The organism is Haloarchaeobius sp. HME9146 (genome assembly GCF_025399835.1).
In the GTDB taxonomy this organism is placed as follows: domain Archaea; phylum Halobacteriota; class Halobacteria; order Halobacteriales; family Natrialbaceae; genus Haloarchaeobius.
On the sequence record NZ_JAODVR010000001.1, the window covers coordinates 2,031,937 to 2,053,886 of the forward strand.

23 protein-coding genes are annotated in these 21,950 nt (G+C 66.7%); 14 read left to right on the plus strand and 9 right to left on the minus strand.

Features of this window, described 5'->3' with window-relative positions; genetic code table 11:
• Nucleotides 1–95 precede the first annotated feature (95 nt).
• Nucleotides 96–1,160: a glycosyltransferase family 4 protein gene (locus N6C22_RS10495; protein ID WP_261651054.1), complete on the plus strand. Its 1,065-nt coding sequence runs from the start codon at nucleotides 96–98 to the stop codon at nucleotides 1,158–1,160.
• Between the two features lie 41 nt (nucleotides 1,161–1,201).
• Nucleotides 1,202–2,302 (plus strand): glycosyltransferase, encoded by a 1,101-nt coding sequence (locus N6C22_RS10500; protein WP_261651055.1) that lies wholly within the window; start codon nucleotides 1,202–1,204, stop codon nucleotides 2,300–2,302.
• Here N6C22_RS10500 and N6C22_RS10505 read toward each other — a convergent pair.
• From N6C22_RS10505 to N6C22_RS10515, 3 genes are all read right to left on the minus strand, one after another.
• Nucleotides 2,284–2,535, minus strand: a complete 252-nt coding sequence (locus N6C22_RS10505) for a hypothetical protein (protein WP_261651056.1) — start codon at nucleotides 2,533–2,535, stop codon at nucleotides 2,284–2,286. The genes N6C22_RS10500 and N6C22_RS10505 overlap by 19 nt on opposite strands.
• Nucleotides 2,536–2,583: 48 nt before the next feature.
• Nucleotides 2,584–2,991: a hypothetical protein gene (locus N6C22_RS10510; RefSeq protein ID WP_261651057.1), complete on the minus strand. Its 408-nt coding sequence runs from the start codon at nucleotides 2,989–2,991 to the stop codon at nucleotides 2,584–2,586.
• Nucleotides 2,992–3,066: 75 nt separating this feature from the next.
• On the minus strand, nucleotides 3,067–3,831 hold the full coding sequence (locus N6C22_RS10515; RefSeq protein WP_261651058.1) for a DUF2797 domain-containing protein: 765 nt from the start codon (nucleotides 3,829–3,831) through the stop codon (nucleotides 3,067–3,069).
• Between the two features lie 170 nt (nucleotides 3,832–4,001).
• On the opposite strand from N6C22_RS10515, the gene N6C22_RS10520 reads away from it, so the two are divergent.
• Entirely contained in the window at nucleotides 4,002–6,584 is a 2,583-nt protein-coding gene (locus N6C22_RS10520) for an MMPL family transporter (RefSeq protein WP_261651059.1), read from the plus strand.
• A 6-nt stretch (nucleotides 6,585–6,590) separates the two neighbouring features.
• On the opposite strand, the gene N6C22_RS10525 is transcribed toward N6C22_RS10520, so the two are convergent.
• Nucleotides 6,591–7,241, minus strand: a complete 651-nt coding sequence (locus N6C22_RS10525) for a hypothetical protein (RefSeq protein WP_261651060.1) — start codon at nucleotides 7,239–7,241, stop codon at nucleotides 6,591–6,593.
• Nucleotides 7,242–7,328: 87 nt separating this feature from the next.
• Here N6C22_RS10525 and N6C22_RS10530 point away from each other — a divergent pair, with 87 nt between their 5' ends.
• From N6C22_RS10530 to N6C22_RS10545, 4 genes are all read left to right on the plus strand, one after another.
• Nucleotides 7,329–7,664, plus strand: a complete 336-nt coding sequence (locus tag N6C22_RS10530) for a BsuPI-related putative proteinase inhibitor (protein WP_261651061.1) — start codon at nucleotides 7,329–7,331, stop codon at nucleotides 7,662–7,664.
• Nucleotides 7,665–7,929: 265 nt separating this feature from the next.
• Nucleotides 7,930–9,120 carry a S8 family peptidase gene (locus tag N6C22_RS10535; RefSeq protein WP_261651062.1) on the plus strand — a complete coding sequence of 397 codons (1,191 nt, stop codon included), beginning with the start codon at nucleotides 7,930–7,932 and terminating at the stop codon, nucleotides 9,118–9,120.
• Nucleotides 9,121–9,233: 113 nt separating this feature from the next.
• Nucleotides 9,234–10,466 carry a S8 family peptidase gene (locus tag N6C22_RS10540; protein WP_261651063.1) on the plus strand — a complete coding sequence of 411 codons (1,233 nt, stop codon included), beginning with the start codon at nucleotides 9,234–9,236 and terminating at the stop codon, nucleotides 10,464–10,466.
• Nucleotides 10,467–10,701: 235 nt separating this feature from the next.
• On the plus strand, nucleotides 10,702–11,952 hold the full coding sequence (locus N6C22_RS10545; RefSeq protein WP_369684436.1) for a S8 family peptidase: 1,251 nt from the start codon (nucleotides 10,702–10,704) through the stop codon (nucleotides 11,950–11,952).
• 190 nt (nucleotides 11,953–12,142) lie between these two features.
• On the opposite strand, the gene N6C22_RS10550 is transcribed toward N6C22_RS10545, so the two are convergent.
• Nucleotides 12,143–13,084 (minus strand): NAD-dependent epimerase/dehydratase family protein, encoded by a 942-nt coding sequence (locus tag N6C22_RS10550; RefSeq protein ID WP_261651065.1) that lies wholly within the window; start codon nucleotides 13,082–13,084, stop codon nucleotides 12,143–12,145.
• A gap of 45 nt (nucleotides 13,085–13,129) precedes the next feature.
• The gene (locus N6C22_RS10555) at nucleotides 13,130–14,173 is read right to left on the minus strand and encodes an acetylserotonin O-methyltransferase (protein WP_261651066.1); all 1,044 of its coding nucleotides are present in this window, start codon (nucleotides 14,171–14,173) and stop codon (nucleotides 13,130–13,132) included.
• Nucleotides 14,174–14,272: 99 nt separating this feature from the next.
• On the opposite strand from N6C22_RS10555, the gene N6C22_RS10560 reads away from it, so the two are divergent.
• The 5 genes from N6C22_RS10560 (at nucleotide 14,273) to N6C22_RS10580 (ending at nucleotide 17,704) form a co-directional block, all read left to right on the plus strand.
• Nucleotides 14,273–14,842, plus strand: a complete 570-nt coding sequence (locus tag N6C22_RS10560) for a tRNA (cytidine(56)-2'-O)-methyltransferase (RefSeq protein WP_261651067.1) — start codon at nucleotides 14,273–14,275, stop codon at nucleotides 14,840–14,842.
• A gap of 37 nt (nucleotides 14,843–14,879) precedes the next feature.
• Nucleotides 14,880–15,404, plus strand: a complete 525-nt coding sequence (locus N6C22_RS10565) for a transcription factor (RefSeq protein WP_261651068.1) — start codon at nucleotides 14,880–14,882, stop codon at nucleotides 15,402–15,404.
• Nucleotides 15,404–16,075 carry a DUF2110 family protein gene (locus N6C22_RS10570; protein WP_261651069.1) on the plus strand — a complete coding sequence of 224 codons (672 nt, stop codon included), beginning with the start codon at nucleotides 15,404–15,406 and terminating at the stop codon, nucleotides 16,073–16,075. Before N6C22_RS10565 ends, N6C22_RS10570 begins: the two co-directional genes overlap by 1 nt.
• Nucleotides 16,076–16,079: 4 nt before the next feature.
• Nucleotides 16,080–16,904, plus strand: coding sequence for a DUF5803 family protein (locus tag N6C22_RS10575; protein WP_261651070.1), 825 nt, complete (start codon nucleotides 16,080–16,082; stop codon nucleotides 16,902–16,904).
• 95 nt (nucleotides 16,905–16,999) lie between these two features.
• Nucleotides 17,000–17,704: a molybdopterin-binding protein gene (locus N6C22_RS10580; RefSeq protein ID WP_261651071.1), complete on the plus strand. Its 705-nt coding sequence runs from the start codon at nucleotides 17,000–17,002 to the stop codon at nucleotides 17,702–17,704.
• A gap of 21 nt (nucleotides 17,705–17,725) precedes the next feature.
• On the opposite strand, the gene N6C22_RS10585 is transcribed toward N6C22_RS10580, so the two are convergent.
• Nucleotides 17,726–18,256, minus strand: a complete 531-nt coding sequence (locus N6C22_RS10585; protein WP_261651072.1) for an ester cyclase — start codon at nucleotides 18,254–18,256, stop codon at nucleotides 17,726–17,728.
• Between the two features lie 279 nt (nucleotides 18,257–18,535).
• Between N6C22_RS10585 and N6C22_RS10590 the strand changes: the two genes are divergently transcribed.
• Nucleotides 18,536–19,618 (plus strand): ATP-NAD kinase family protein, encoded by a 1,083-nt coding sequence (locus N6C22_RS10590; protein WP_261651073.1) that lies wholly within the window; start codon nucleotides 18,536–18,538, stop codon nucleotides 19,616–19,618.
• A 170-nt stretch (nucleotides 19,619–19,788) separates the two neighbouring features.
• On the plus strand, nucleotides 19,789–20,820 hold the full coding sequence (locus N6C22_RS10595) for a phosphate uptake regulator PhoU (RefSeq protein WP_261651074.1): 1,032 nt from the start codon (nucleotides 19,789–19,791) through the stop codon (nucleotides 20,818–20,820).
• A gap of 67 nt (nucleotides 20,821–20,887) precedes the next feature.
• Here the strand turns inward: N6C22_RS10595 and N6C22_RS10600 are convergent, their stop codons facing one another.
• A complete protein-coding gene (locus N6C22_RS10600) occupies nucleotides 20,888–21,352 on the minus strand; it encodes a hypothetical protein (protein ID WP_369684437.1) in 465 nt (154 codons plus the stop codon).
• Nucleotides 21,353–21,492: 140 nt separating this feature from the next.
• A complete protein-coding gene (locus N6C22_RS21175; RefSeq protein WP_369684438.1) occupies nucleotides 21,493–21,936 on the minus strand; it encodes a hypothetical protein in 444 nt (147 codons plus the stop codon).
• Between the last annotated feature and the right edge of the window lie 14 nt (nucleotides 21,937–21,950).

Here is a 21,950-nt window from a genome sequence, read left to right on the forward strand (position 1 = left end):
CCGACGACAAAAGGGGTACCGTCTTGCTGGTGTCGTGCGGCGAACCCGCGACGAGTCGCAAGCTATTTTTCTGTCGTCCGAGGACCGACACGACAGTGCGCGTCCTGAACCACCTCGAACTCGAATCCCAGTTGGAGCGAAGCGGCATCGGCACCGCCGCCGACCAGCAGCGCGAGTCCCTGGCGCGGGCCGCCCCCGACATCGACGTCGTCGACTCGCCCTGGACCGACGGCTCCATCCCGGACGCCGCGTTCGCCAAACTCGCGTTCGACGAGGACCTCTTCGCCGACTACGACCTCGCTCACTGCAACATGATCGGCCCGGAGTCGCTGGCCGTGGCCCGCCACGCCAAGCGCAACGACATCCCGCTGGTTCTCCACGCCCACGTGACCAAGGAGGACTTCCGGGGGTCGTTCCGGTTCTCGAACGCGGTCGCGCCAGCCCTCGGCCAGTATCTCAAGCGGTTCTACTCGCAGGCCGACCTCGTGCTCTGTCCCTCTGAGTACACCAAGGGCGTCCTCGACGACTACCCGCTCTCTGCGCCCATCAAACCCATCTCGAACGGTATCGACCTCGACTCGATGGCCGGCCACGAACCCTTCCGCGAGGAGACCCGCGAGGAGTACGACCTGGAGGGCATGGTCGTCTTCGCCGTCGGGAGCGTCTTCGAGCGCAAGGGCCTGACCACCTTCTGCGAACTCGCACAGGCGACCGACTACGACTTCGCGTGGTTCGGGACGTACGACGAGGGGCCACACGCCTCGAAGACCGTCCGGAAGTGGACCCAGAACCCACCCGAGAACCTCACCTTCACCGGCTGGGTGGACGACAAGCGCGCCGCGTTCGCCGCCGGTGACGTGTTCTGCTTCCCGTCGAAGGTGGAGAACCAGGGCCTCGTCGTGCTGGAGGCGATGGCCTGCGAGAAGGCAGTCGTCCTGCGTGACATCCCCGTCTTCCGGGAGTACTTCGAGGACGGCCACGACTGCCTGCTCTGTGAGACCAACGCGGAGTTCGAGGCCGCCCTGGACCGCCTCGACGAGAACCCCGACCTCCGCCGCCGGCTGGGCGAGAACGCCCGCGAGACCGCCGAAGAACACAGTCTGGAGACCATCGGCGCGGAACTGGCGGACACCTACCGCGACCTCCTCTCGGCCGACTGAAGTCACGCCTTTTAAGTGTTCGTCGCCTGATTACGGCGATAATGACGCAACAGGTTGCGGCCTTTACCGACACCTATCTCCCGACGGTAAACGGCGTGACCTACACCATCAAGTCCTGGCGGGAGCGATGGAACCGCCAGGACGGCTGGATGGACGTGGTGTACCCCGATTCCGACGGGCACTCGCCCGACGCAGGCGAGTACCCGGTCCGGTCGGTCCCCTTCCCGTTCTACGAGGGCTTCCGCGTCGGTGCCCCACAGATCCCCGACGCCGTCGAGAACGCGGACGTCATCCACGCACACACCGCGTTCGCGCTCGGCCTCGCCAGCCTGCGACTCGCGCGCTCGGAGGACAAACCGCTCGTCGCCTCCTACCACACGCCGACCGCGGAGTACGCGGAGTACATCTCGCCGTCGCAGACGCTGGCCGGCGGCCTCCAGCGTCTCAGCAAGCGGTACGAGCGCTGGTTCTACGACCGCGCCGACCTCGTCATCACGCCGTCGGGGCCGACGCGCCGCCACCTCACCGAGGTCGTCGGCGTCGATACGCCGGTGCGGGTCGTCTCGAACGGCATCGACACCGAGCAGTTCCAGCCGGTCGACGCAACCGGGTTCCGCGAGAAGTACGACCTCTCGGGCACCCTCGTCGGCTACACCGGCCGCCACGGCTACGAGAAGGAACTCGACCAGATACTCGCGGCCACGGAGGGGCTCGACGCGACCGTCGTCTTCGGCGGCGACGGGCCCGCCCGCGAGGACCTCGAGGCCGAGGCACGGAAACGAGACGTGGACGCACGGTTCCTCGGGTTCCTCGACCGCGAGGAGATGCCCGCGTTCTACTCCGCCCTCGACGTGTTCACCTTCCCCTCGCCTGTCGAGACGCAGGGACTCGTCGCCCTCGAGGCCAACGCCTGCGGGACGCCGGTCGTCGGTGTGAACGCCGGCGCACTCGCCGAGACGGTCGACGACGGCGTGACCGGGTATCACTTCGAGCGCGGCGACCGGGACGGGTTCCGAGCGGGCATCGAGCGCGCCCTCGAGGACCGCGACCGCCTCTCCGAGAACTGTCTCGCTCGTCGAGACGAGGTGAGCATCTCCAACGCGGTCGACCGACTCGCCTCGCTCTACGACAGCGTGTCGTAATCACGCTCGAACAGCGATTTCTCGCGTCTGAGTCCGTCCAGTACCGTCCCCAGCAAGAACAACCCCGCCAGCAGCGCCAGCGCCAGACCGAGTCTGTCACTCACGCCACCGGTGGACAGTACCCGTAGCGCCGTCCCGAGCAACGCGAGTGGGAGCAGCGACAGGGCGATTCGCGTGTGCGGCTCCGGCAGCTCGTCGAGAACCGCGTAGAGAAGCACTGCCGAGAGCGACATCTCGGCACACAAGTTGTGAGAGTCTCCGACAAAAAAGTGACGGAGCGGTTATCGGTCTTCGAGCGCGTCCGCGATGCGCTTGAGCGCGCGGGTCTGGTCGCGGAGTTCGTCACGCATCTGGCGGACCTCACGGACCAGTTCCTCGTTGTCGGCACCGCCTTCCTCGCCACGACCGCCGGGGCCGCCGGGACCGCCACCCATCATGCCGCCCATCATCTGGGCGAACGGGTTGCCGCCACCCATACCGCCGGGACCGCCGGGGCCGCCGCCCATACCGGGGCCGCCACCGCCGCCGCCCATCATCTCTTCCATGCGCTCGCGTCGGTCCTCGTCGGACTCCTCCTCGCGTCGCTGTCGAATCTCCTCGACACGCTCTCGGAACGACTTGGACTCTCCGTCCTCCTCGCCTGCTTCTTCGCCCGGGGCCTCTTCGCTGTGGTCTTCGTCGTTTGCCATACCGTCGCGTTCCATCTCCGTACCGAAAAGGGTTTTTCTCGCGGGCAGGTGGGTCGGTCGCCACCTGTCGGCCGTTCAGGAGAAGACGGCGAGACTCGACTGCAGGTCGCGCTCGGGTGCCCGCTCCTCGACGCCGTAGCCGACCAGGTCGCGGAGGTCGACGGCGTAGGTCGTGCCGGCGTTGTCCAGCACCAGCACCCGCCCTTTCACGCCGACGACCTCGCCGGCCAGGACGGTCTCGGCGACCGGCTGGACCGACAGGTCGAGGCCGTAGTCGAAGGTGAACGTCTCGATGGGGTCGAACCTCGCGAGGAGGTCGGTCCAGGCCGGTTCGTCGACCGTGGTTCCGAACCCGGCGAGTTTCGTGGGGACGCGGACCCGGTCCCGCAGGGGCACCTCCCGGGCGTGTTCGGCCTCCAGTTGCCGGGCGATGCGGCCGTCGGAGACGGTGTGGATGTGGGCGGCCCGGTCGGCCCCCTGCTCGCGGAGGCGCGTCTCCAGCCGCCACGAGCGGGTGACGCCGACCTTGAACGTGTCCGGGGCGAACGCGGCCAGATAGACCGCGTGTTCCTCCTCGCAGCTGTCGAGCGGTTTGTCGCAGTCGCCCGTACAGATTGCACACTGCCAGGTGCGCTGGTGCTGGTAGCAGTAGGGCGTCTCGTCGCGGTCGCACGGGCGGTGTTCCTCGTCGGAGAGGGCACCCGCACACCAGCGGTCGCCCAGGGTGTACGCGAACTCGGCCCCCGGGTCGAGGCGCTGGCGGGTCGTCGTCCCGTCCTCGGCGAACACCAGGGCCGGCGCGCGCGACTCGCGCTCGGTCTCGTAGCCGACGATCTGCACACGCCGAGGTAGCGCTGTTCGGGGTAAAGTCGTGTCGTTCGACGAGTTATAATCTGAAAACGATTATACCCTAACTCGTTTATCATAACGGTTTTCTATCGGACCGTCGAAGCGCGGAATATGACGACACATCAGTTCTCTCGGGTATCGCCCAGCGAGGTGGGCCCGACGTGAACGCGGACCGCATCGCCGAGGCCATCGTCGAACACAGCAAGCTAGTCATCGTCCTCCTGTTCATCGCCACGCTCGTCGTCGGGAGCGGTGCCTCGCAGGTCGACCAGTCGGCCTCGATGGACAGCTTCCAGACCGAGACCGAGGCCGCGGACAAGCTGGAGTACATCGAGCAGAACTTCCGGACCGAGGGCCAGAACCGGACCACCGTCCAGGTCGTGGTCCGTGGCGACAACGTCCTGTCGAAGGAGTCGTTGCTCTCGACGTTGCGCTTCCAGCAGGCACTGTACGAGAACGAGACCGTCGACGGGACGCTCGCCGACACACCCGCGGTCGTCGACGTGTCCAACGCGGTCGCCATCGCGGCCATCCAGCGCGAGCGTGCCCAGGGTGGGCAAGCGGGGGACGGTTCCGGTGGCGCTGGCGAGGGTGGACAGGCACCGCCCGCAGCGCCCTCGCTCGACGAACAGATATCGGCCGTCGAGTCCCTGAACGAGTCCGAGGTCGACAGCCTCGTCAGTGCAATCCTCGGCGACAGTTCGCAGGGCGGGGACGGCGGTGCCGCCCCCGGCGGTGACGCGCTCGCGCTCATGCCCATCGACTACGACCCCGGCTCGACCACCGCCGACGCCCGCGTGATGCTCGTCTTCCAGTCGGTCCCCGCGGAGTCTGGCGGGACCGACCTCCCCGAGGACGTGGCCGCGGGGCAACTCGCCGTGCAGGACATGGCCGAGGACGACCTCGGCAGCGACTCGTTCGTCTTCGGCATCGGTATCGTGAACGACGAGACGGGGCGGTCCATCGGTGACAGCTTCACCATCATCGGGCCGCTGGCACTGATCCTCGTCATCGTCACGCTGGTCATCGCCTACCGGGACCTCGTCGACATCGTCCTGAGTACCCTGGGCATCGGCCTCGTGCTCGTCTGGATGCAGGGGTTCATGGGCTGGGCCGGCATCGACTTCTCGACGACGCTCATCGCGGTGCCCATCCTGCTCATCGGGCTGGCTATCGACTACGCCATCCACGTGTTCATGCGCCACCGCGAGGCGCGCGAGGAGGACCCGGACGCCTCGGTCGGCGTGACGATGAAGCGGGCCCTCGCGGGCGTCGGCGTCGCCCTGGTCTGGGTGACGGTCACCACGTCCATCGGGTTCCTCTCGAACCTCTCCAGCCCGCTGCCACCGCTCCAGAACTTCGGGCTGACGAGTGCGGCCGGCATCGTCGCCGCGCTCTTCGTCTTCGGGGCGCTGATTCCCGCGCTCAAGGTCGAGGTCGACGGCCTGCTCGAACGGTTCGGGTTCGACCGGCGCAAGAAACCCTTCGGCGGGGAGGGCCGCGGGGTTGGCCGCCTGCTCGCCATCGGGAGCATCGGCGCGAAGCGCGCCCCCATCGCAGTCCTGCTCGTCGCTCTCCTGCTCAGCGCGGGCGGGGCCTACGGCGCGACCCAGGTCGACACCAGCTTCGACCGGAGCGACTTCCTTACCGAGGAGCCGCCGGGCTGGATGAAGGAGTTACCGGAGCCGTTCTCGCCCGGCGAGTACAACATCAGACAGAACGCGGAGTACATCAACGGGAAGTTCCTCCAGCAGGACTCGTCCTCGAAGGCCGAGTTGCTCATCCAGGAATCGGGCGGGTCGATAACCGACCCGGACACCCTGGAACGTGTCCAGCAGGTGCGCGACCGGGTGCGCGACAGCGAGACCGTCATCACGCTCGCCGACGGGGAGCCCCGAATCGTCGGGCCGCTCTCGACCATCCAGCAGGTCGCCGCCCGGAACGACTCCTTCGCCGAGACGGTCGCAGACGCGGACACAGACGGTGACGGCGTCCCCGACCGGAACCTGCAGGCGGTCTACGACCAGCTCTATCAGGTGTCGCCCGACGATGCTCGGCGCGTCATCGCCCGGGACGACGGCGAGTACGTCGCACTGCGCATGCAGGTCGCCATCCAGGGTGGCTCGCCGGTCCCGCAGGTCAGAGACGAGATGCAGGCCGCGGTCGAACCGGTCCAGGGCAACGGCCTCACCGCCACCGCGACCGGCCAGCCCGTCCTCACCGCCATCATCCAGGACGGACTGCTCGAGACGGTCGTCGTCACCCTCGTCGTCACGGTGCTGGCCGTGCTGGCGGTCCTCGTCATCGGGTACCGGCTCTTCACCGGGTACGGGTCGCTCGGGGCCGTCACCCTCCTCCCCGTCGTCCTCTCCCTGGCGTGGGTGCTGGGGGCGATGTGGCTCCTGAAGATCCCGTTCAACGCCCAGACCGCGCTCATCACCAGTTTGGGAATCGGCCTCGGCGTCGACTACAGCATCCACATGTCCGAGCGCTTCACCGACGAACTCGAGCGACTGGGAAGCGTCGACGACGCGGTCTCGGCCACCGTCGGCGGGACCGGCGGCGCGCTCCTCGGGAGTGCCGTGACGACGGCGTCCGGGTTCTCGGTGCTCGCGCTCGCCATCGTCCCGTCGCTCCAGCGCTTCGGTATCGTCATCGGCCTCGCCATCGTATTCGCGTTCGTGGCGGCGGTCCTCGTCTTCCCGAGCCTGCTGGTGCTCTGGGGTCGCGCCGTCCCCGAGTGAGGCCGCCTACTTCGCGACCGGAATCCTGACCAGGTCGTCGTCCAGCCACTCCGGGTCGCTCCCGAGGAACGCCCCGACGCGCTGGACGTACTCTTCGTCGTCCATCCCCAGAGTCCCCTTCGACATGTCCAGCGTCACGGCGTCGAGATGGTCGAGGACCTCGTCGTCGCCGGCCATCACGGACATGAACTCGTCGGGGGCGACCGGTTCACCGGCCTTCAGACGGGCGGCGACCGAGTCCAGTTCCTCCCGGCGCTCGACCTGCACGTCGAGGGAGACGGTCACGTCGACCGTCGTTCCGAAGCCTTCGGCGGCGTAGGCCTCCTCTGCCCGCGTGATGGCCGGGGCGAGCACGTGCTCGAAGTCCATGCCGGTCTCTTTCAGCCCCATGTAGCTGAACGCCAGCATCCCGACAAGGCCGTACTCGAAGGCGGGGTCGTCCAGGCCCTTCTCGAATATCTGGCGACGGTCCTTGCGCTCTAAGTTCCGGATCAGCAGGTAGAAGTCCACGATGCCGTTCGTCACCCGGTTGCGGATGCGCGCCTCGGCGTTGCGCTTCGACTGCTCGTGTGTCATCTCGGTCAACCCGAGCAGGTACTCGCGGTCCGCCGGGGACAGGAAGCCGCGGGGTCGGTCGGGCTCGAACTCCATCTCCATAGATAGCTTCCGGTTATGCCGACGGCGGATATAGATGTGCCGGGTTCACGGACAAAACCTATGTCGCCCCCGACAGTACCCCGCCGTATGTCACTCTCGGGCACACTCGAGGCGGCGTCGACAGCCGACGGTGTTACGTTCACGTTCACCGTCGAGAACACCGGTAGCGACCCCGTCGAACTCCAGTTCTCCGATGGCCAGACCCACGACGTGCTCGTCATCGAAGACGAGGACACCCAGGTCTGGTGCTGGAGCGAGGGCCAGATGTTCATGCAGATGCTCCAGCAAGAGACCATCCCACCGGGCGACCACGTCACCTACGAGTGCGTCTGGGAGGACCCCGAGCCCGGGGAGTACGTCGCCGAGGCGTTCCTGTCGGCGTCGAATTCGGACTGCGAGGCGTCGGCGGAGTTCTCTGTCTAGGCGGTCACGCCGGCGCTGTCGCGCGCCGGATCTCGAACCCACAGCGCGGTCGATTTTCCGGTGATTCTATCTGGTTCGTCTCCGGAGCAGCCACGCAGACGTGGAATGTTTCTGGCAAGTATTGCGATTTATTTTCTAAATTAGCTAGTCGAATATGAATCAATAGCGAGTAGAATTAGCGATTAGAAGTATTATTGTTAAATCTAGTGGCCGTTCGAGGCAGAACCCAAACTATATGTACCCGATGGTGATTACCGTTGGCTGGATGTCTGACAAAGACTCACAACCGTCACGGCGTACCATCCTGCAAGCGACCACCGGCGCTCTCGCGAGCGCGGGCATCGTCGGCCTCAGTTCGGCCAAGCCGGCCGACAAGGTCGAGGTGAACGTCGGGTTCGACGGCCCGAGCGGACGCAACGCCACGCTCAGCGCGGCTGACGACGTCGTCCGCGAGTTCAACTTCGACGCCGCCACGATCCAGCTGCCGAAGAAGGGGGCGGAGGCGCTCGCACGGAACCCCAACATCCGTTACGTCGAAGAGAACGGGACCATGCACGCCCTCGCCGAGACGGAGGGCTGGGGCATCGACCGCGTCGACGCCGACGTGGCACACGCCAACGGCGAGACAGGGTCGGGCGCCGACATCGCCATCCTCGACACGGGTATCGACTCGGACCACCCCGACCTGCAGGCCAACATCGGCTCGGGCAAATCCTTCGTCTCCTGTAGCACGAAAGGTGGCTGTCGTTTCGGTGCGAAGCCCGCCGACAACACCTGCTACCAGTCCTGGGACGACGACAACAACCACGGGACCCACTGTGCCGGCATCGCGAACGCGGTCGACAACACCGAGGGCGTCATCGGCGTCTCCACGGAGGCGACCCTGCACGCCGTGAAGGTCCTCGACAAGTGTGGCTCCGGCTCGTTCTCCGACATCGCCGCCGGTGTCGAGTACGTCGCCGACCAGGGCTGGGACGTCGGGAGCATGAGCCTCGGTGCCTCCTCGGGCTCCTCGGCGCTCCGTGACGCCTGCCAGTACGCCGTGAACGCGGGCGTGTTGCTCGTCGGTGCGGCGGGTAACTCCGGCCCGTGTACCGACTGTGTCGGCTACCCGGCCGCCTACCCCGAGGTCATGGCCGTCTCTTCCACCGCCTCCGACGACACCCTCTCGGACTTCTCCTCGACGGGACCGGAGGTCGAGATCGCCGCACCCGGGACGGACATCTACTCCTCCGTCGCGTCCAACGGCGGCTACGACACCTACTCGGGCACCTCGATGGCGACGCCGCACGTCGCCGGCGCTGCCGGCCTGCTGATGGCCAACGGCTACACGGCTTCCGAGGCGCGCGACCAGCTGACGAGCACGGCCGAGGACATCGGCCTCTCCTCGAACGAGTCCGGTGCCGGCCTGCTCGACGCTGCTGCCTCGCTCGGCCTCGACTCCTCGGACAACTGAACTTTCACTGGTCCCCTCTTCTGCGGTCGTGTTGGTGTTCTAACCAGTAGCTGGCGGTGTACTCTCCAGGAATCCAAAATATTAATTACCAACGGTGTGTGGTACATGTTGTCATGTCACGAAAGGAGGGGCGTGTCACGAGGCGCAGATTGCTCAAGACGACAGGGGGGACCCTGACCGCGGCGTCGCTCACAGGGCTGTCACAGGCAGCCGCCGGCGACACCGTCGAGGTCAACGTCGGGTTCGACGGCCCGAGTGGCCAGCGCGCCGTCGAACGGGCCGCATCCTCGGTCACACGTCGGTTCGCGTTCGATGCGATGACCGTGGAACTGCCAGCGAAGGCGGTCAGTGCGCTCGACCGCAATCCGAACATCCGCTACGTCGAGAAGAACGGGCTGATGCACGCCATCCCGAACCGACCGGGAACCCGCGCGCCACCAGGCGCGTGCTCGCCCTGGCCGAGCTGCGATGACGATGGCGGCGGCGGTGACACCAGCCAGACCCTGCCGTGGGGGATCGACCGGGTGGATGCCGAGGTCGCGCACGCGAACGGGGACACGGGCGCTGGTGCCGACATCGCAATCATCGACAGCGGTATCGATGCCGACCACCCCGACCTGGAGGCCAACCTCGGGACGGGGAAGGCGTTCGTCAGTTGCCGCGGCGGCAGCTGCACCACGAGCTGGGACGACGACAACGACCACGGCACGCACTGTGCCGGCATCGCGGGCGCGGACGACAACTCCCAGGGTGTGGTCGGGGTCTCGACGGAGGCCACCCTCCACGCGGTCAAGGTCCTCGACAAGCGCGGGTCGGGGAGCTTCTCCGACGTGGCTGCCGGTATCGAGTACGTCGCCGACCAGGGCTGGGACGTCGGGAGCATGAGTCTCGGTGCCTCCTCCGGTTCGCAGGCCGTGAAGGATGCGTGTACCTACGCCGACAGCAAGGGCGTCCTGCTCATCGCGGCGGCTGGCAACTCCGGGCCGTGCTCCGACTGTGTGGGGTACCCGGCGGCCTACTCCGAGGTCGTCGCCGTGTCCTCGACGAACGACTCGGACGGGCTATCGTCGTTCTCCTCGACGGGGCCGGAGGTCGAGATCGCCGCGCCCGGCTCGTCCATCTACTCGACGGTGCCCGGCGGCTACGACACCTTCTCCGGGACCTCGATGGCGTGCCCGCACGTCTCCGGGGCGGCCGGACAGCTCATGGCGACCGGCAGCTCGAACGACAACGCGCGCTCGACCCTGAAGAGCGCGGCAGAGGACATCGGGCTCGCCAGCAACGAGTCCGGGGCCGGCCTCCTCGACGTCGCCGCCGCACTGAATCTCGACTCGTCGGACAACTGAGACCGGCACGAGCCAGCGACCAGACCGACACGGTCGCACCAGCCGCCTCGGCTGCTGGTTCGCCTGGCAAGGTTTTTTCCAGAGGTTTATTTTTGGAAGAACTAGTTTTCGGGCCGAAGAGACGATGACGATAGTATTCCAACACTCCTTATTACAAAATTATCTAAATTGTATGGCTAATTTCACGGTTAGAACAAAAGTTTTAATTGTAGGTGGGGTCTCGTCAACGATGGACATGGCAGACAACAACAGTCAGATGTCGCGGCGGCGGCTGCTGAAAACCACGGGTGGGGCACTCACGGCGACGGGAATCGTCGGCATGACACAGGCGAAGGCCGGAGCAGGTGGCGACTTCGTCGAGGTAAACGTCGGGTTCGACGGTGCACGGGGTCGTGCACGGGCCGAGAAGGCGGCCAAGAGCGTCAACCGACGCTTCAACTTCGATGCGATGACCATCGAGGTCCCGGAGAAGGCAGTGAAAGGGCTGCAGAAGAACCCGAACATCCGCTACGTCGAACCGAACGGCCGGATGTTCGCCATCCCGCACCAGCCGAGCACGTACAAGCCCCCGGGCAAGTGTAGCCCGTGGCCGGACTGCAAGGACTCCGACGGCGGTGGCGGCGGCGACACGAGTCAGACCCTGCCGTGGGGCATCGACCGCGTCGACGCCGAGGTCGCACACGCCAACGGGAACACGGGCGCCGGTGCCGACATCGCCATCCTCGACACGGGGATCGACTCGGACCACCCCGACCTCCAGGCCAACCTCGGCTCTGGTACCGCGTTCGCGAAGTGCAAGGGCAAGAGCTGCAACTACGACTGGGACGACGACAACGAGCACGGCACGCACTGTGCCGGTATCGCGGGTGCGGACGACAACTCCCAGGGTGTGGTGGGTGTCTCCACCGAGGCGACCCTGCACGCCGTCAAGGTCCTCGACAGCCGCGGGTCCGGGTCGTTCTCCGACATCGCCGCCGGTGTCGAGTACGTCGCCGACCAGGGCTGGGACGTCGCCAGCATGAGCCTGGGCGGTTCCTCGGGCTCCTCGGCGCTCCGTGACGCGGTCCAGTACGCCGACAGCAAGGGCGTCCTGCTCATCGCGGCGGCTGGCAACTCCGGTCCGTGTACCGACTGTGTCGGCTACCCGGCCGCCTACCCCGAGGTCGTCGCCGTGGGCTCGACGAACTCCTCGGACGACCTCTCGTCGTTCTCCTCGACCGGTTCCGAGGTCGAGATCGCTGCGCCCGGTTCGGACATCTTCTCGACCGTCCCCGGCGGCAGCTACGACACGTTCTCGGGCACCTCGATGGCCTGCCCGACGGTCTCCGGTGCCGCGGGCCAGCTGATGGCCGATGGCGCGTCCGCCTCGCAGGCACGCGACACGCTCACCAGCTCGGCCGAGGACATCGGCCTCGCCTCGAACGAGTCCGGTGCCGGCCTCCTCGACGTCGCCGCCGCACTGAACCTCGACTCGTCGAACAACTGAACGACTCGACGGTTCGGCGACCCTTCGACACTCCCCGGCCTTTCTGCCGTTTCGCTGTTCGCCGAGCGGTACTCACCAGTACGGACGAGTTCATCGACAGCCTGGAGCACGAATCCGGAACTGGCCGCCTCGACGCGGCTGCTGCGCTCGACAGCGACCCGAGGGACCACCAGAAGGAGACGGGACGTTCCTACTCGTACTCGGCGCGCAGTTCCGTCAGCAGCTGCCGGGTCGCCTCGCGGACCGCTTCGTCGCTGGACTGGCTCGGCTCCCAGCCGAGCGCGGAGAGCTTCTCGATGGAGAGACGCATCTTCGGCACGTCACCGGTCCAGCCCCGGTCGCCGCCGGTGTACTCGTACTCGGGGTCGAGGCCCATCTCGTCGGCGACGATGTCGGCGATGGTGTTGACCGAGGTCGTGGTGCGAGTACCCAGGTTGTAGACGTTGTAGTCCTTCTCGGCGTGCTCGACCACGTGGCACATCGCGTCGATGCACTCCTCGACGTGGAGGTAGGACTTCTCCTGCAGGCCGTTCCCCAGGATGGTCAGTTCGTCCGGGTTCTCCAGCAACTTCTCGATGAAGTCGGGGACGACGTTCCCGCGCTGGTTCGGCCCGACGATGTTGGCGAAGCGGTACACCCACGCCTGGACGCCGTAGGAGTGCGCGTACGTCGAGATGATGGCCTCGTCTGCGAGCTTCGAGGAGCCGTAGATGGAGATGGGTTCGAGGGGCGCGAAGTCCTCCGGGGTCGGCATGGGGGCCTCGCCGTACACCGTCGAGGACGAGGTGAAGGCGAGCTTGTCACAGCCGACCTCCTCCATGCGTTCGAGGACGTTGTACGTCATCGCGCCGTTCTCCTCGAACAGCTTGCGGTCGTCGTCGAAGTTGGTGTCGGTGTAGGCCGCGAAGTGGAACACGATGTCGGTGTCTTCGGTGATCACCGAGGCCACGTCCTCGGGGTCACACATGTCGGCTTTCTCGAACTCGACCGTGTCGGGGACCTGGTCGCGTGTCCCCTTCGAGAGGTCGTCTGCGACGAGGACGTCGTTGTCCTCGGCGAGGTGTGCCGCGAGGTGCGAGCCGACGAGTCCCGCGCCGCCGGTGACGAGGACCCGCTTGTCGGTCAGCTTCATGACAGACGCTGGACCGCCGGTGAGTAAGTGCGTTCTGGTCCCGTCCTACTTAGGCAGCGTCCCGGTGACCAGCGTCACGCCCGGCGCCCGCCGGAGGTCGACCCGCTCCACGTCGGTGAACCCTGCCTCTCGCAACCACGCCTCAACCTGCTCGAACCGGTAGACCCGTCCGCCGAGGAGTACTCTGTACGTGAACCCGATGAAGTCGTTCATCGCCCGGGCGGTCGCGATGGGTCCCGCACCCTCGAACTGGTCCATGACAACCACGCTCCCGCCCGGGTCCAGCGCGTCGGCCGTGCGCTCGAACAGCCGCCGGTTCTCGGCCGGCGTGAACCCATGGACGACGTTGAACGCGAACGCGAGGTCGTAGCCGGACCCGATGTCGTCGGCCAGCAGGTCTCCGCCGATGGTGTGGATTCTCTCCGCGAGCCCGGCGTCGGCCGCGTTCGCCCGGGCCACGTCGAGCGCGACCGGTGAGTCAACGACGGTCGCCTCGAGGCCGGGGGTCACCCGACACGCGCCGATGCTGTACCGGCCGTGGCCGCCGCCGAGGTCGACCAACCGCCGCTTCCCCCTCACGTCGACGTTGTCGAGCACCGGATCGAGCGCGAGCTTCGCGACCGCCTCGAACCCCCGCTGGGCGGTCGGCCACCGGTCGGGGTGGTCGTCCAGCCACTCGTACACCGACTGCTCGGGCTCGCCGGTCCGCAGGACCGCGGTCGCGTTGTCGTCCCAGAACGGGTAGACCACGCTATCCCAGAAAGTGAACCAGTCCACGAGGCCAGGGTCGCCGACCATCCAGCGCTCGCTGAGGTCCGAAAGGGCGTAGGTATCCCCATCGGAATCGAGGTACCCGGCGCGGCCCAGGAACCGACAGAGCATGTCGAGGGTCTCCTCGTGGGCGGCGAGTCGGGTCGCGAGGTCGTCGGCTGTCGCCGGGCCGTCGGCGAGCGCGTCGAACACGCCGAACTCGGCCGCAAGCGCGACCGACTTCACGGTCCCGCCGCCGAGCAAGTCGTAGATGGCGCCCGGCGCACGGTTGGCCCGGAGGATGTAGAGGCGTTCGAAGAGGTTCGGGACGTGGGGCATCGGTCGTGGTTCGACTGCTTCCAGGAAGAAACTGCTGCCGGTCCTCGGCGTCTGACCCGAAACGAAACCCCCTAACGGGTGCCGCCAGTACCGACGGCCATGCAAGGAGAACCCGAGGTCGCCGTGGTCCGGCTGGCACACCGCCCGGGCCGTGACGACCGGATGACGACGCACGTCGGGTTGACGGCGCGCGCGCTCGGTGCGGACCGGGTCATCTACCCGGACAACGCCGACCAGTCCCGCCAGACCGTCGAGGACATCACGGGCCGGTTCGGCGGCCCCTTCGAGGTCGAACTGGTCGAGTCGACGAAATCCGTGGTCAGGAACTGGGACGGAAACGTCGCCCACCTCACGATGTACGGCGAGCGCGTCCAGGACGTCGAGGACGAGATTCGTGCCTCGCGAGACGAGGACGACGAGCCGCTACTGGTCGTCGTCGGCTCGGAGAAGGTCCCGTTCGACATCTACGAGGCCGCCGACTGGAACGTCGCGGTGACGAACCAGCCCCACTCCGAGGTGGCGGGTCTCGCGGTGTTCCTCGACCACGTGTTCGACGGTCGGGAACTCGACCGCGAGTGGGAGGACGCCGAGAGCACGGTCGTCCCGAAGGCCACCGGAAAGAAGGTCGTACCAGCGGACGGAGAAGACGGCAATCCCACGGACGAGTAACAAGATTTAACCCGCTTACGGCCCCCATTTCGACATAATGGCTTTTGAGGGACTGCTCGAAGACCCCGTCATCCAAAAATATCTCCACGAACTGGTGGGCCCGAAGGGCATGCCAGTGGCCGCGGCCCCGCCGGACGGCGAGGTCACGGACGAGGAGCTCGCCGAGGAGCTCGACCTGGAGCTGAACGACGTCCGCCGGGCGCTGTTCATCCTCTACGAGAACGACCTCGCGACGTACCGCCGCGTCCGCGACGAGGACTCCGGCTGGCTCACCTACCTGTGGACGTTCCAGTACGAGAACATCCCGGAGAACCTGGAAGAAGAGATGTACCGCCTGCTCGACGCACTCGACGAACGGAACGACTACGAACGCGACCACGAGTTCTACCTCTGTGAGGTCTGTTCCATCCGGTTCGAGTTCGGCGAAGCGATGGACTTCGGCTTCGAGTGCCCCGAATGTGGGTCGCCGCTCGAGTCGATGGACAATGCCCGCCTCGTCGAGGCGATGGAATCACGCATCGCGAACCTTCGCGACGAACTGAACGTGGAAAGCAACGCATAATGGTCGTACTCGCGACCAAAGTGTACGTCGAGGGCGACGCCCGAGAGCGTGCCATGGACGGCCTCCGGTCGCTCGTGGACAACGCAGTTGGCGACCTCGACGTGACCTACGACATCGGTTTACGTAACGACGAGTTCCCGTCGGTGACACTGGACGGCGACGACGCGGTCGCCGCCCGGAACGTCCTCCGCGAGGAGTGGGGCGAGATCGTCCCCGACCTCCAGGAGGGTGAAACCTACGTCGGGACCCTCGAACACTGGGACGACGACGGGTTCATCCTCGACGCGGGTCAGAACGTCCGCATCCCCGCCGACCAGCTCGAACTCGGTATCGGGCGACCGGAACAGATCCGAAACCGCTTCGGACTGGTCCAGCACCTCCCCATGGAGTTCGTCTACGGCGGCGACGAGCCCTCGCGGCTCTCCGACGGCGAGCGCGACCGCCTGTTCGACTGGACGCGTGGCACCGGCCGCGTGAACGTCAACAGCGCGACCCGCGGCGAGACGCGCGCGACGGTCAACCGCGCCGGTCACGCCCAGGACATCGTCACGGTCGAACGGCTCGGCCTGCTCGAACAGTCCATCATCTGCCGAGAGGAGACCGACGCGCCCGGCCTGCTCGCGAGCATCGGGAGCTACCTGCCTGCCGAACTCAAGTGCGTCGTCCCGTAGGACCATGAACCGACGACTGCTGCTCGGCGCTGGCCTGCTGGTGCTCCTCGTCGCGAGCGCCGGCTGTACCAGCATCTTCGGCGGCGGTATCTCCGACGAACAGCTCGACAGCAACGCGACCTACGCCTGGGACGAGGTCCCCGACTGGGACACCACGGGCGACGTGCCGAAACCGGTCGAGACCGCCGAGACGACCGACGTGTACGTCAACGTCACGGGTGGCTCCTACCACGCGGTGTACCACCTGAACAACACCTCCCAGAAGGATTTCGAGGTCTACACCCGCGGCCTGAGCAACGAGGACCCTGTCGAGATATCGGCGGTCCGGTTCCGCTACCCCAACGGGACGACGGTCAAGGGCTCCGAACTGGAGGTGTACCAGACCAACTACAAGACCCACGTCGTGCTGCCGAAGAACGCCCAGGGGACCACGAACGGGACCCTCGCGTTCACCGCCCCGGCCGAGCCGAAGAACTTCCGCCTGCTGAACTACATGGAGGGCTCCTACGAGGTCGTCCTCCCGGCGGGGATGCGAACCAAGTTCTTCCTGTTCGGACAGGTCGTCCCCTCTGCCAACGAGTACTCGGTCCAGGACAACCGCGTCCACCTCGAGTGGGAGGAGGTCTCCGGCGCGATCACGGTGAAGTACTACCTCGAGCGTGACTTCTACATCTTCACCGGCGCGGTCGGCATCCTCGGGCTGGTCACCATCGGCGGGATGGCCTACTACTGGTACCGCATCAAGGCACTCGCCGCGTTGCGCGAGCAACTCGGCATGAACGTCGAGCTGGGCGACGACGGCGACGGCCCGCCGCCCGGGATGCGGTAGCCTCGGTCGGGCACCGTCGTCCGGTCTCCAGTGCGCAACCCGAGAGTCCAGCCGAGAGGAACGCCGTTTTTACCATCCACACCGAACCACGAGCCATGCAGGCAGCCGTCGTGACCGTCGGAGACGAACTCCTCAGTGGCGACACCGAGAACACCAATGCCACGTGGCTCTGTCGCGAGTTGACCGAGCGTGGTGTCAGCGTCGAACGGGTGTTCACCATCCCGGACGACATCGGGGACATCGCCCAGATAGTCAACGAGAGCTACGCCGCCTACGACGCCGTGCTCGTGACGGGTGGGCTCGGGCCGACCCACGACGACGTGACGATGGAGGGGGTCGCGGCCGCGTTCGGGCGCGACGTCGAGAAGAACGAGGAGGCCGCCGCCTGGCTCACCGAGCACGGCGGCTACGCCGCGGGCGACCTCGTCGACGGGACGACCCACCTCCCGGTCGGGTGCCGGGTCCTCCACAACGAGGAGGGCGTCGCGCCCGGGTGCGTGGTCGAGAGCGTGTACGTCTTCCCGGGCGTCCCGGCGGAGATGAAGGCCATGTTCGCCGAGGTGGCCGACGAGTTCGCCGGGGAGGTCCAGCACGTCGAACTGGTCCACGCGGGCGAACCGGAGTCCCAGCTCGTCGACCGCTTCGCCGAACTCCGCGAGCGCTTCGAGGACGTGCAGGTCGGGAGCTATCCCGGTGACCACGTTCGCGTGAAGCTCTCGGGACCGGACGCGTCGGTCGTCGCCGAGGCGGCGGCGTGGCTCGACGAGCGCGTCGACCCGCCGGAAGAACAGCCAGAGTAAGAGCCGACCCCGTGTCTGGGGTCAGTCGCCGCTACGCAGGAACCCCTCTCGGATGGTCTTGGCGAGCGACTTCACCAGGTCACGCGGCCCGCGACGGTCGAGACCCAGCTGGTCGCCCACGCCGAGGGCGTCCTCCAGTCGCCATATCTCGGCGATCTGGTCGTCGTCGAAGCGGAACCGGAAGACGGTGGGCACCTGGAAGATACGACCGGTGGGGGCGAACGGGCCACGCCCCGGCACGGGCAACATCCCGGTGTGGCGGCCCCGCATCGTACAGTAGGCCATCGCCTCGTCACCGTCGATGACCAGCGACTGGACCGTCACGTCGCAGTCGGAGAATATCTCGTGCTGTCGGGTCACGTGTCGCTGCAGTGCGCGCCGCCCGGTGACGCCGGTCCCCCAGCAGTCGAGATGCAAGGTGGCATCGGGCGTGAACAGGTCGTCGACGCGGTCGAGGTTCCCCGCCACGAACACGTCCTGGATGGCCTGTCGTGCCAGGATCTTCTTCGCGACGTGCTCCGACCGCTCCCCCACGCGTAGCTCTGTTGCCATGCGGTCGATACGCGACCGACAGGAATAGCGGTGTCGTCAGTTCAGTTCGTGTAGATGTGGTAGAGCCAGCCGACCGTGATGAGCAGGCTCGCAACCAGTACCACCCAGCCGATTCCTTCGAAGGGGACGTGTTCCGCCAGTAGGACGTTCATATCGGGGGCGTACCGACTGCGGTGGCTTAAGCGTTCACATCCGTCGCAGGGCGAGCCGTCTCACGCTCCGTCTCTCGACCACTCACAGAAGCGGGTCCTTTTTCCACCCCAGGGCGTAAGCCCGAGTATGCGAATCGGGGTCGTCGTCAACCCTATCGCCGGCATGGGTGGCCGTGTCGGCCTGAAGGGGACCGACGGGAAAGTCGACGAGGCACGGGCGAGAGGAGCCAGAGAGCGCGCACCGGGCCGAGCAGTCGAGGCACTGTCCGCACTCCGGGCAGCCGCGACCGACGACCTGACCGTCTTCACCGCGGCTGGCGACCTGGGCGAAGCGGAGTGCGCCGAGGCCGGCCTCGATGCCGCCGTGGTGTACCGCCCCAACGACGACGCCGACAGTCCCGGGGACACGACGGCAGCGGACACCAGGGCTGCCGTCCGGGCGTTCCTCGACGAGGGGGTCGACCTCGTGTTCTTCGTGGGTGGCGACGGGACCGCGGTGGACGTGGCCGAGACCATCAACGACGCCGGGAGCGACGTGCCGATGCTGGGCGTGCCCGCGGGCGTGAAGATCTACTCCTCCGTGTTCGGCGTGACGCCGAAGGACGCGGGCCGCATCGCGGCCACGTTCGACCGGGTCGCCGACCGCGAAGTCAACGACATCGACGAGGACGCCTACCGCGGTGGCGAGGTCCACACCGAACTGAAGGCCGTCGTCCGGGTGCCGGTCGCCGACGCGGTCCAGTCCTCGAAGCAGGTCGGCGGCGGGACCGTCGAATCGCTCGCGGGCGGGTTCGCCAGCGAGGCCGACCCCGACGTGACGTACGTTCTCGGTCCGGGCAGTACCGTCGGTGCCATCAAGCGCCAACTCGGCTTCGAGCCGTCACCGCTCGGGGTGGACGTGTGGCGCGACGGCGAGGTGCTGGTCCGCGATGGCACCGAAGCCGAGATACTCGCCGCGCTGGGGGACCGGAACGAGGTCGTCGTCTCACCCATCGGCGGGCAGGGGTTCATCTTCGGCCGTGGCAACCACCAGATCTCACCCGACGTCATCCGCCAGTCGACGGTCACGGTCGTGGCCTCCCGCGAGAAGCTGGACGGGGTCGGCGTGCTGCGCGTCGACACCGACGACGAGGCGGTCGACGAGTCGCTCCGTGGCTGGCAGAAGGTCCGGGTCGGCCGCTACGAGCACCGATTGCTCAAGGTCGTCTGAGAACCGGAACCGTTCGAATCGTCAGATCCGGTGGCCGTCTCGAGATGTTCGTACAGTATCTGCCCCCTGGCTGGCCCGGAGAATGATAAGATGCCGGAGTATTATCTCATGGGGCGAAATATAATGACTGGGTAGTCAGATATAAGGTCATCCTCTGGCTATGGGTCTCCATGGAAACACGGAAGGTGCAACGGCTCGGGCCGTCCACGCTCGCGATGACGCTGCCCGCGGAGTGGGCGAAGGAACACGGCGTCGAGAAAGGTGACGAGGTCTCCCTCCGCATGGGTGGGAAGGGGACCCTCACCGTCATGCCGGAGTCGGCGAACACTGAGGAGTCGGAAGCCATCATCCACGCGGACAACCTGGACGCGGACGCGGTCGAGCGCGCCATCGTGGCACAGTACGTGCTGGGCCGACGCGTCATCCGCGTCGAGTACGCCGACGGGACGCTTCCCTCCGACCACATCAACGCGGTCTACCGCGCCGAGACACAGCTGATGGGCCTCGGCGTCATCGAGGAGACGCCCGAGAGCATCTCCATTCGCTGCTCCGTCGACCCCGAGGACTTCACGCTCGACAACCTGCTGGGTCGACTCGAATCGACCGGGAGCACCATGCGTGGTGAGGCCATCAAGGCGCTCGCCCACGGCAACCCCGACCTCGCCCAGCGCGCGCTCAACCGGGAGCGCCAGGCGAACAAGATCTTCGTCCTGATGCTGCGGCTCATCTTCACGGCGTACCAGAACCCGAACCTCGCACGCGCGGTCGGTCTCGACTCCGGGTTCCCCCTCATCGGCTACCGCTCCATCGCGAAGAACCTCGAACTCACGGCCGACAACGCCGAGGACATCGCGGAGATCGTCCTCGAGGCCGAGGGCCACACCCTCGACGTGGACTCGGGCACGATGCGGCGCATCCGGGAGTTCACCGAACAGGTCGACGAGATAACCCAGCTCGCCGTCGAGTCCGCTGTCGAGCGCGACTACATGAAGACCATCGAGGTCCGCAAGCTGTTCCACGAGATCGGCGACCGGGAGAAGGAGATCTTGAACGACCTCCCCGAGATGGACAACGACGACCTCCTGCAGGTCCGCGAGGTGCTCGTCAGCCTCCAGCAGACCGCCCAGTACGCGATGCGGAACGCGGAGATCGCGGCCAACCTCGCGCTCAACGAGGAATCAGAGCACACGACCATCAACTGAGGCAGCGGGCCTCGGGGCGATTTCTTTCGAGACTGTTCGACGTGTCAGACAGCCAGCGACGCCGCCGTCAGTCCGCGGACACCTCCTCGAACTCGCCGGTTGCCGCGGTGGCCTCCGCCGCCTGGGCGGACTGGTCCACCTTCGTTGCGGTCAACGGCCGCCGACACGTTATCTCGCAGTCGAAGCCGGGATGCTCCGCGAGGTGTCTGACGAGCAGGTGGCGGCGCGAGCCGGTGATACCGGTCCGGCCGACCGCCTCCGCGCCGAACTCGTCGGGCAACCGTTCGTACAGGCGTTCGAGGGCGGCGAAGCTCTCGAACACTTTCGTGTTCCCCGCCGAATCGGCGGCGCGGCGCGTCACCTCGTAGGAGCCATCGGCGCGGTGGACGGACGCGGTCCGGAAGAACTCGCGATGCTCGACCATCGCGTCGCCGATGCGCTCTTGCAGTGCAGCGGCTTCCGCCCGGGTCAGTTCGCGTCGCTGGTCACCCAGCTCGACGACGACCGAGCCACGCTCGGCAGTCACTGAAATCTCATTACCGTCGGAAAACTCGACCAGGAGAGTGGGTACTCCGGTTCATACCTGTCCGGTACTCGTCTCCACTGATAAAGGTACCGCCCTGACAGGTCCGCACGGTCCGGTCGGCCGGCGCGGGACCGACAGTTGCAGTCTCAGTCGGCCGACGCCGGCACCTCCCGTTCCACGTCGGCCGCGGGCGTGGTCTTCTGGACCGTCAACGGGCTCCGACTCGTGATCTCACAGTCGAAGTTCGGGTGTTCGGCGAAGTGCCGGACCATCATGTGCCGGCGCGAGCCGGTGATGCCGGTCCGACCGACGGCCTCCGCGCCGAACTCGTCCGGCAGGCGGTCGTAGAGTCGCTTGACCTCCGTGAAGTTCTCGAACACCTTCGCGTTGCCCGAGGAGTCCGCACCGCGTCGGGTCACTTCGTACGAGCCGTCCTCGCGATGAACGCCCGCGGTTCGGAAGAACTCGCGGCGCTCGACGAGCGCGTCGCCGATCTGCGATTGCAGCGCTACCGCTTCGCGTCTGGACAGCGTCTGTTCTGTACCACCGATAGAAACGACGATCGATTCACAGTCCGAGGTTACTGCGATATCTTCACCGTCGG

What these genes read in the sequence shown, in the direction of transcription:
- N6C22_RS10580 (WP_261651071.1), top strand. Translation starts at nt 17,000, where the DNA reads ATGCAGGCAGCCGTCGTGACCGTCGGAGACGAACTCCTCAGTGGCGAC.
- N6C22_RS10585 (WP_261651072.1), bottom strand. Translation starts at nt 18,256, where the DNA reads ATGGCAACAGAGCTACGCGTGGGGGAGCGGTCGGAGCACGTCGCGAAG.
- N6C22_RS10590 (WP_261651073.1), top strand. Translation starts at nt 18,536, where the DNA reads ATGCGAATCGGGGTCGTCGTCAACCCTATCGCCGGCATGGGTGGCCGT.
- N6C22_RS10560 (WP_261651067.1), top strand. Translation starts at nt 14,273, where the DNA reads ATGCAAGGAGAACCCGAGGTCGCCGTGGTCCGGCTGGCACACCGCCCG.
- N6C22_RS10530 (WP_261651061.1), top strand. Translation starts at nt 7,329, where the DNA reads ATGTCACTCTCGGGCACACTCGAGGCGGCGTCGACAGCCGACGGTGTT.
- N6C22_RS10525 (WP_261651060.1), bottom strand. Translation starts at nt 7,241, where the DNA reads ATGGAGATGGAGTTCGAGCCCGACCGACCCCGCGGCTTCCTGTCCCCG.
- N6C22_RS10535 (WP_261651062.1), top strand. Translation starts at nt 7,930, where the DNA reads ATGTCTGACAAAGACTCACAACCGTCACGGCGTACCATCCTGCAAGCG.
- N6C22_RS10575 (WP_261651070.1), top strand. Translation starts at nt 16,080, where the DNA reads ATGAACCGACGACTGCTGCTCGGCGCTGGCCTGCTGGTGCTCCTCGTC.
- N6C22_RS10550 (WP_261651065.1), bottom strand. Translation starts at nt 13,084, where the DNA reads ATGAAGCTGACCGACAAGCGGGTCCTCGTCACCGGCGGCGCGGGACTC.
- N6C22_RS10595 (WP_261651074.1), top strand. Translation starts at nt 19,789, where the DNA reads ATGGAAACACGGAAGGTGCAACGGCTCGGGCCGTCCACGCTCGCGATG.
- N6C22_RS10505 (WP_261651056.1), bottom strand. Translation starts at nt 2,535, where the DNA reads ATGTCGCTCTCGGCAGTGCTTCTCTACGCGGTTCTCGACGAGCTGCCG.
- N6C22_RS10545 (WP_369684436.1), top strand. Translation starts at nt 10,702, where the DNA reads ATGGCAGACAACAACAGTCAGATGTCGCGGCGGCGGCTGCTGAAAACC.
- N6C22_RS10565 (WP_261651068.1), top strand. Translation starts at nt 14,880, where the DNA reads ATGGCTTTTGAGGGACTGCTCGAAGACCCCGTCATCCAAAAATATCTC.
- N6C22_RS10570 (WP_261651069.1), top strand. Translation starts at nt 15,404, where the DNA reads ATGGTCGTACTCGCGACCAAAGTGTACGTCGAGGGCGACGCCCGAGAG.
- N6C22_RS10510 (WP_261651057.1), bottom strand. Translation starts at nt 2,991, where the DNA reads ATGGCAAACGACGAAGACCACAGCGAAGAGGCCCCGGGCGAAGAAGCA.
- N6C22_RS10540 (WP_261651063.1), top strand. Translation starts at nt 9,234, where the DNA reads ATGTCACGAAAGGAGGGGCGTGTCACGAGGCGCAGATTGCTCAAGACG.
- N6C22_RS10500 (WP_261651055.1), top strand. Translation starts at nt 1,202, where the DNA reads ATGACGCAACAGGTTGCGGCCTTTACCGACACCTATCTCCCGACGGTA.
- N6C22_RS10555 (WP_261651066.1), bottom strand. Translation starts at nt 14,173, where the DNA reads ATGCCCCACGTCCCGAACCTCTTCGAACGCCTCTACATCCTCCGGGCC.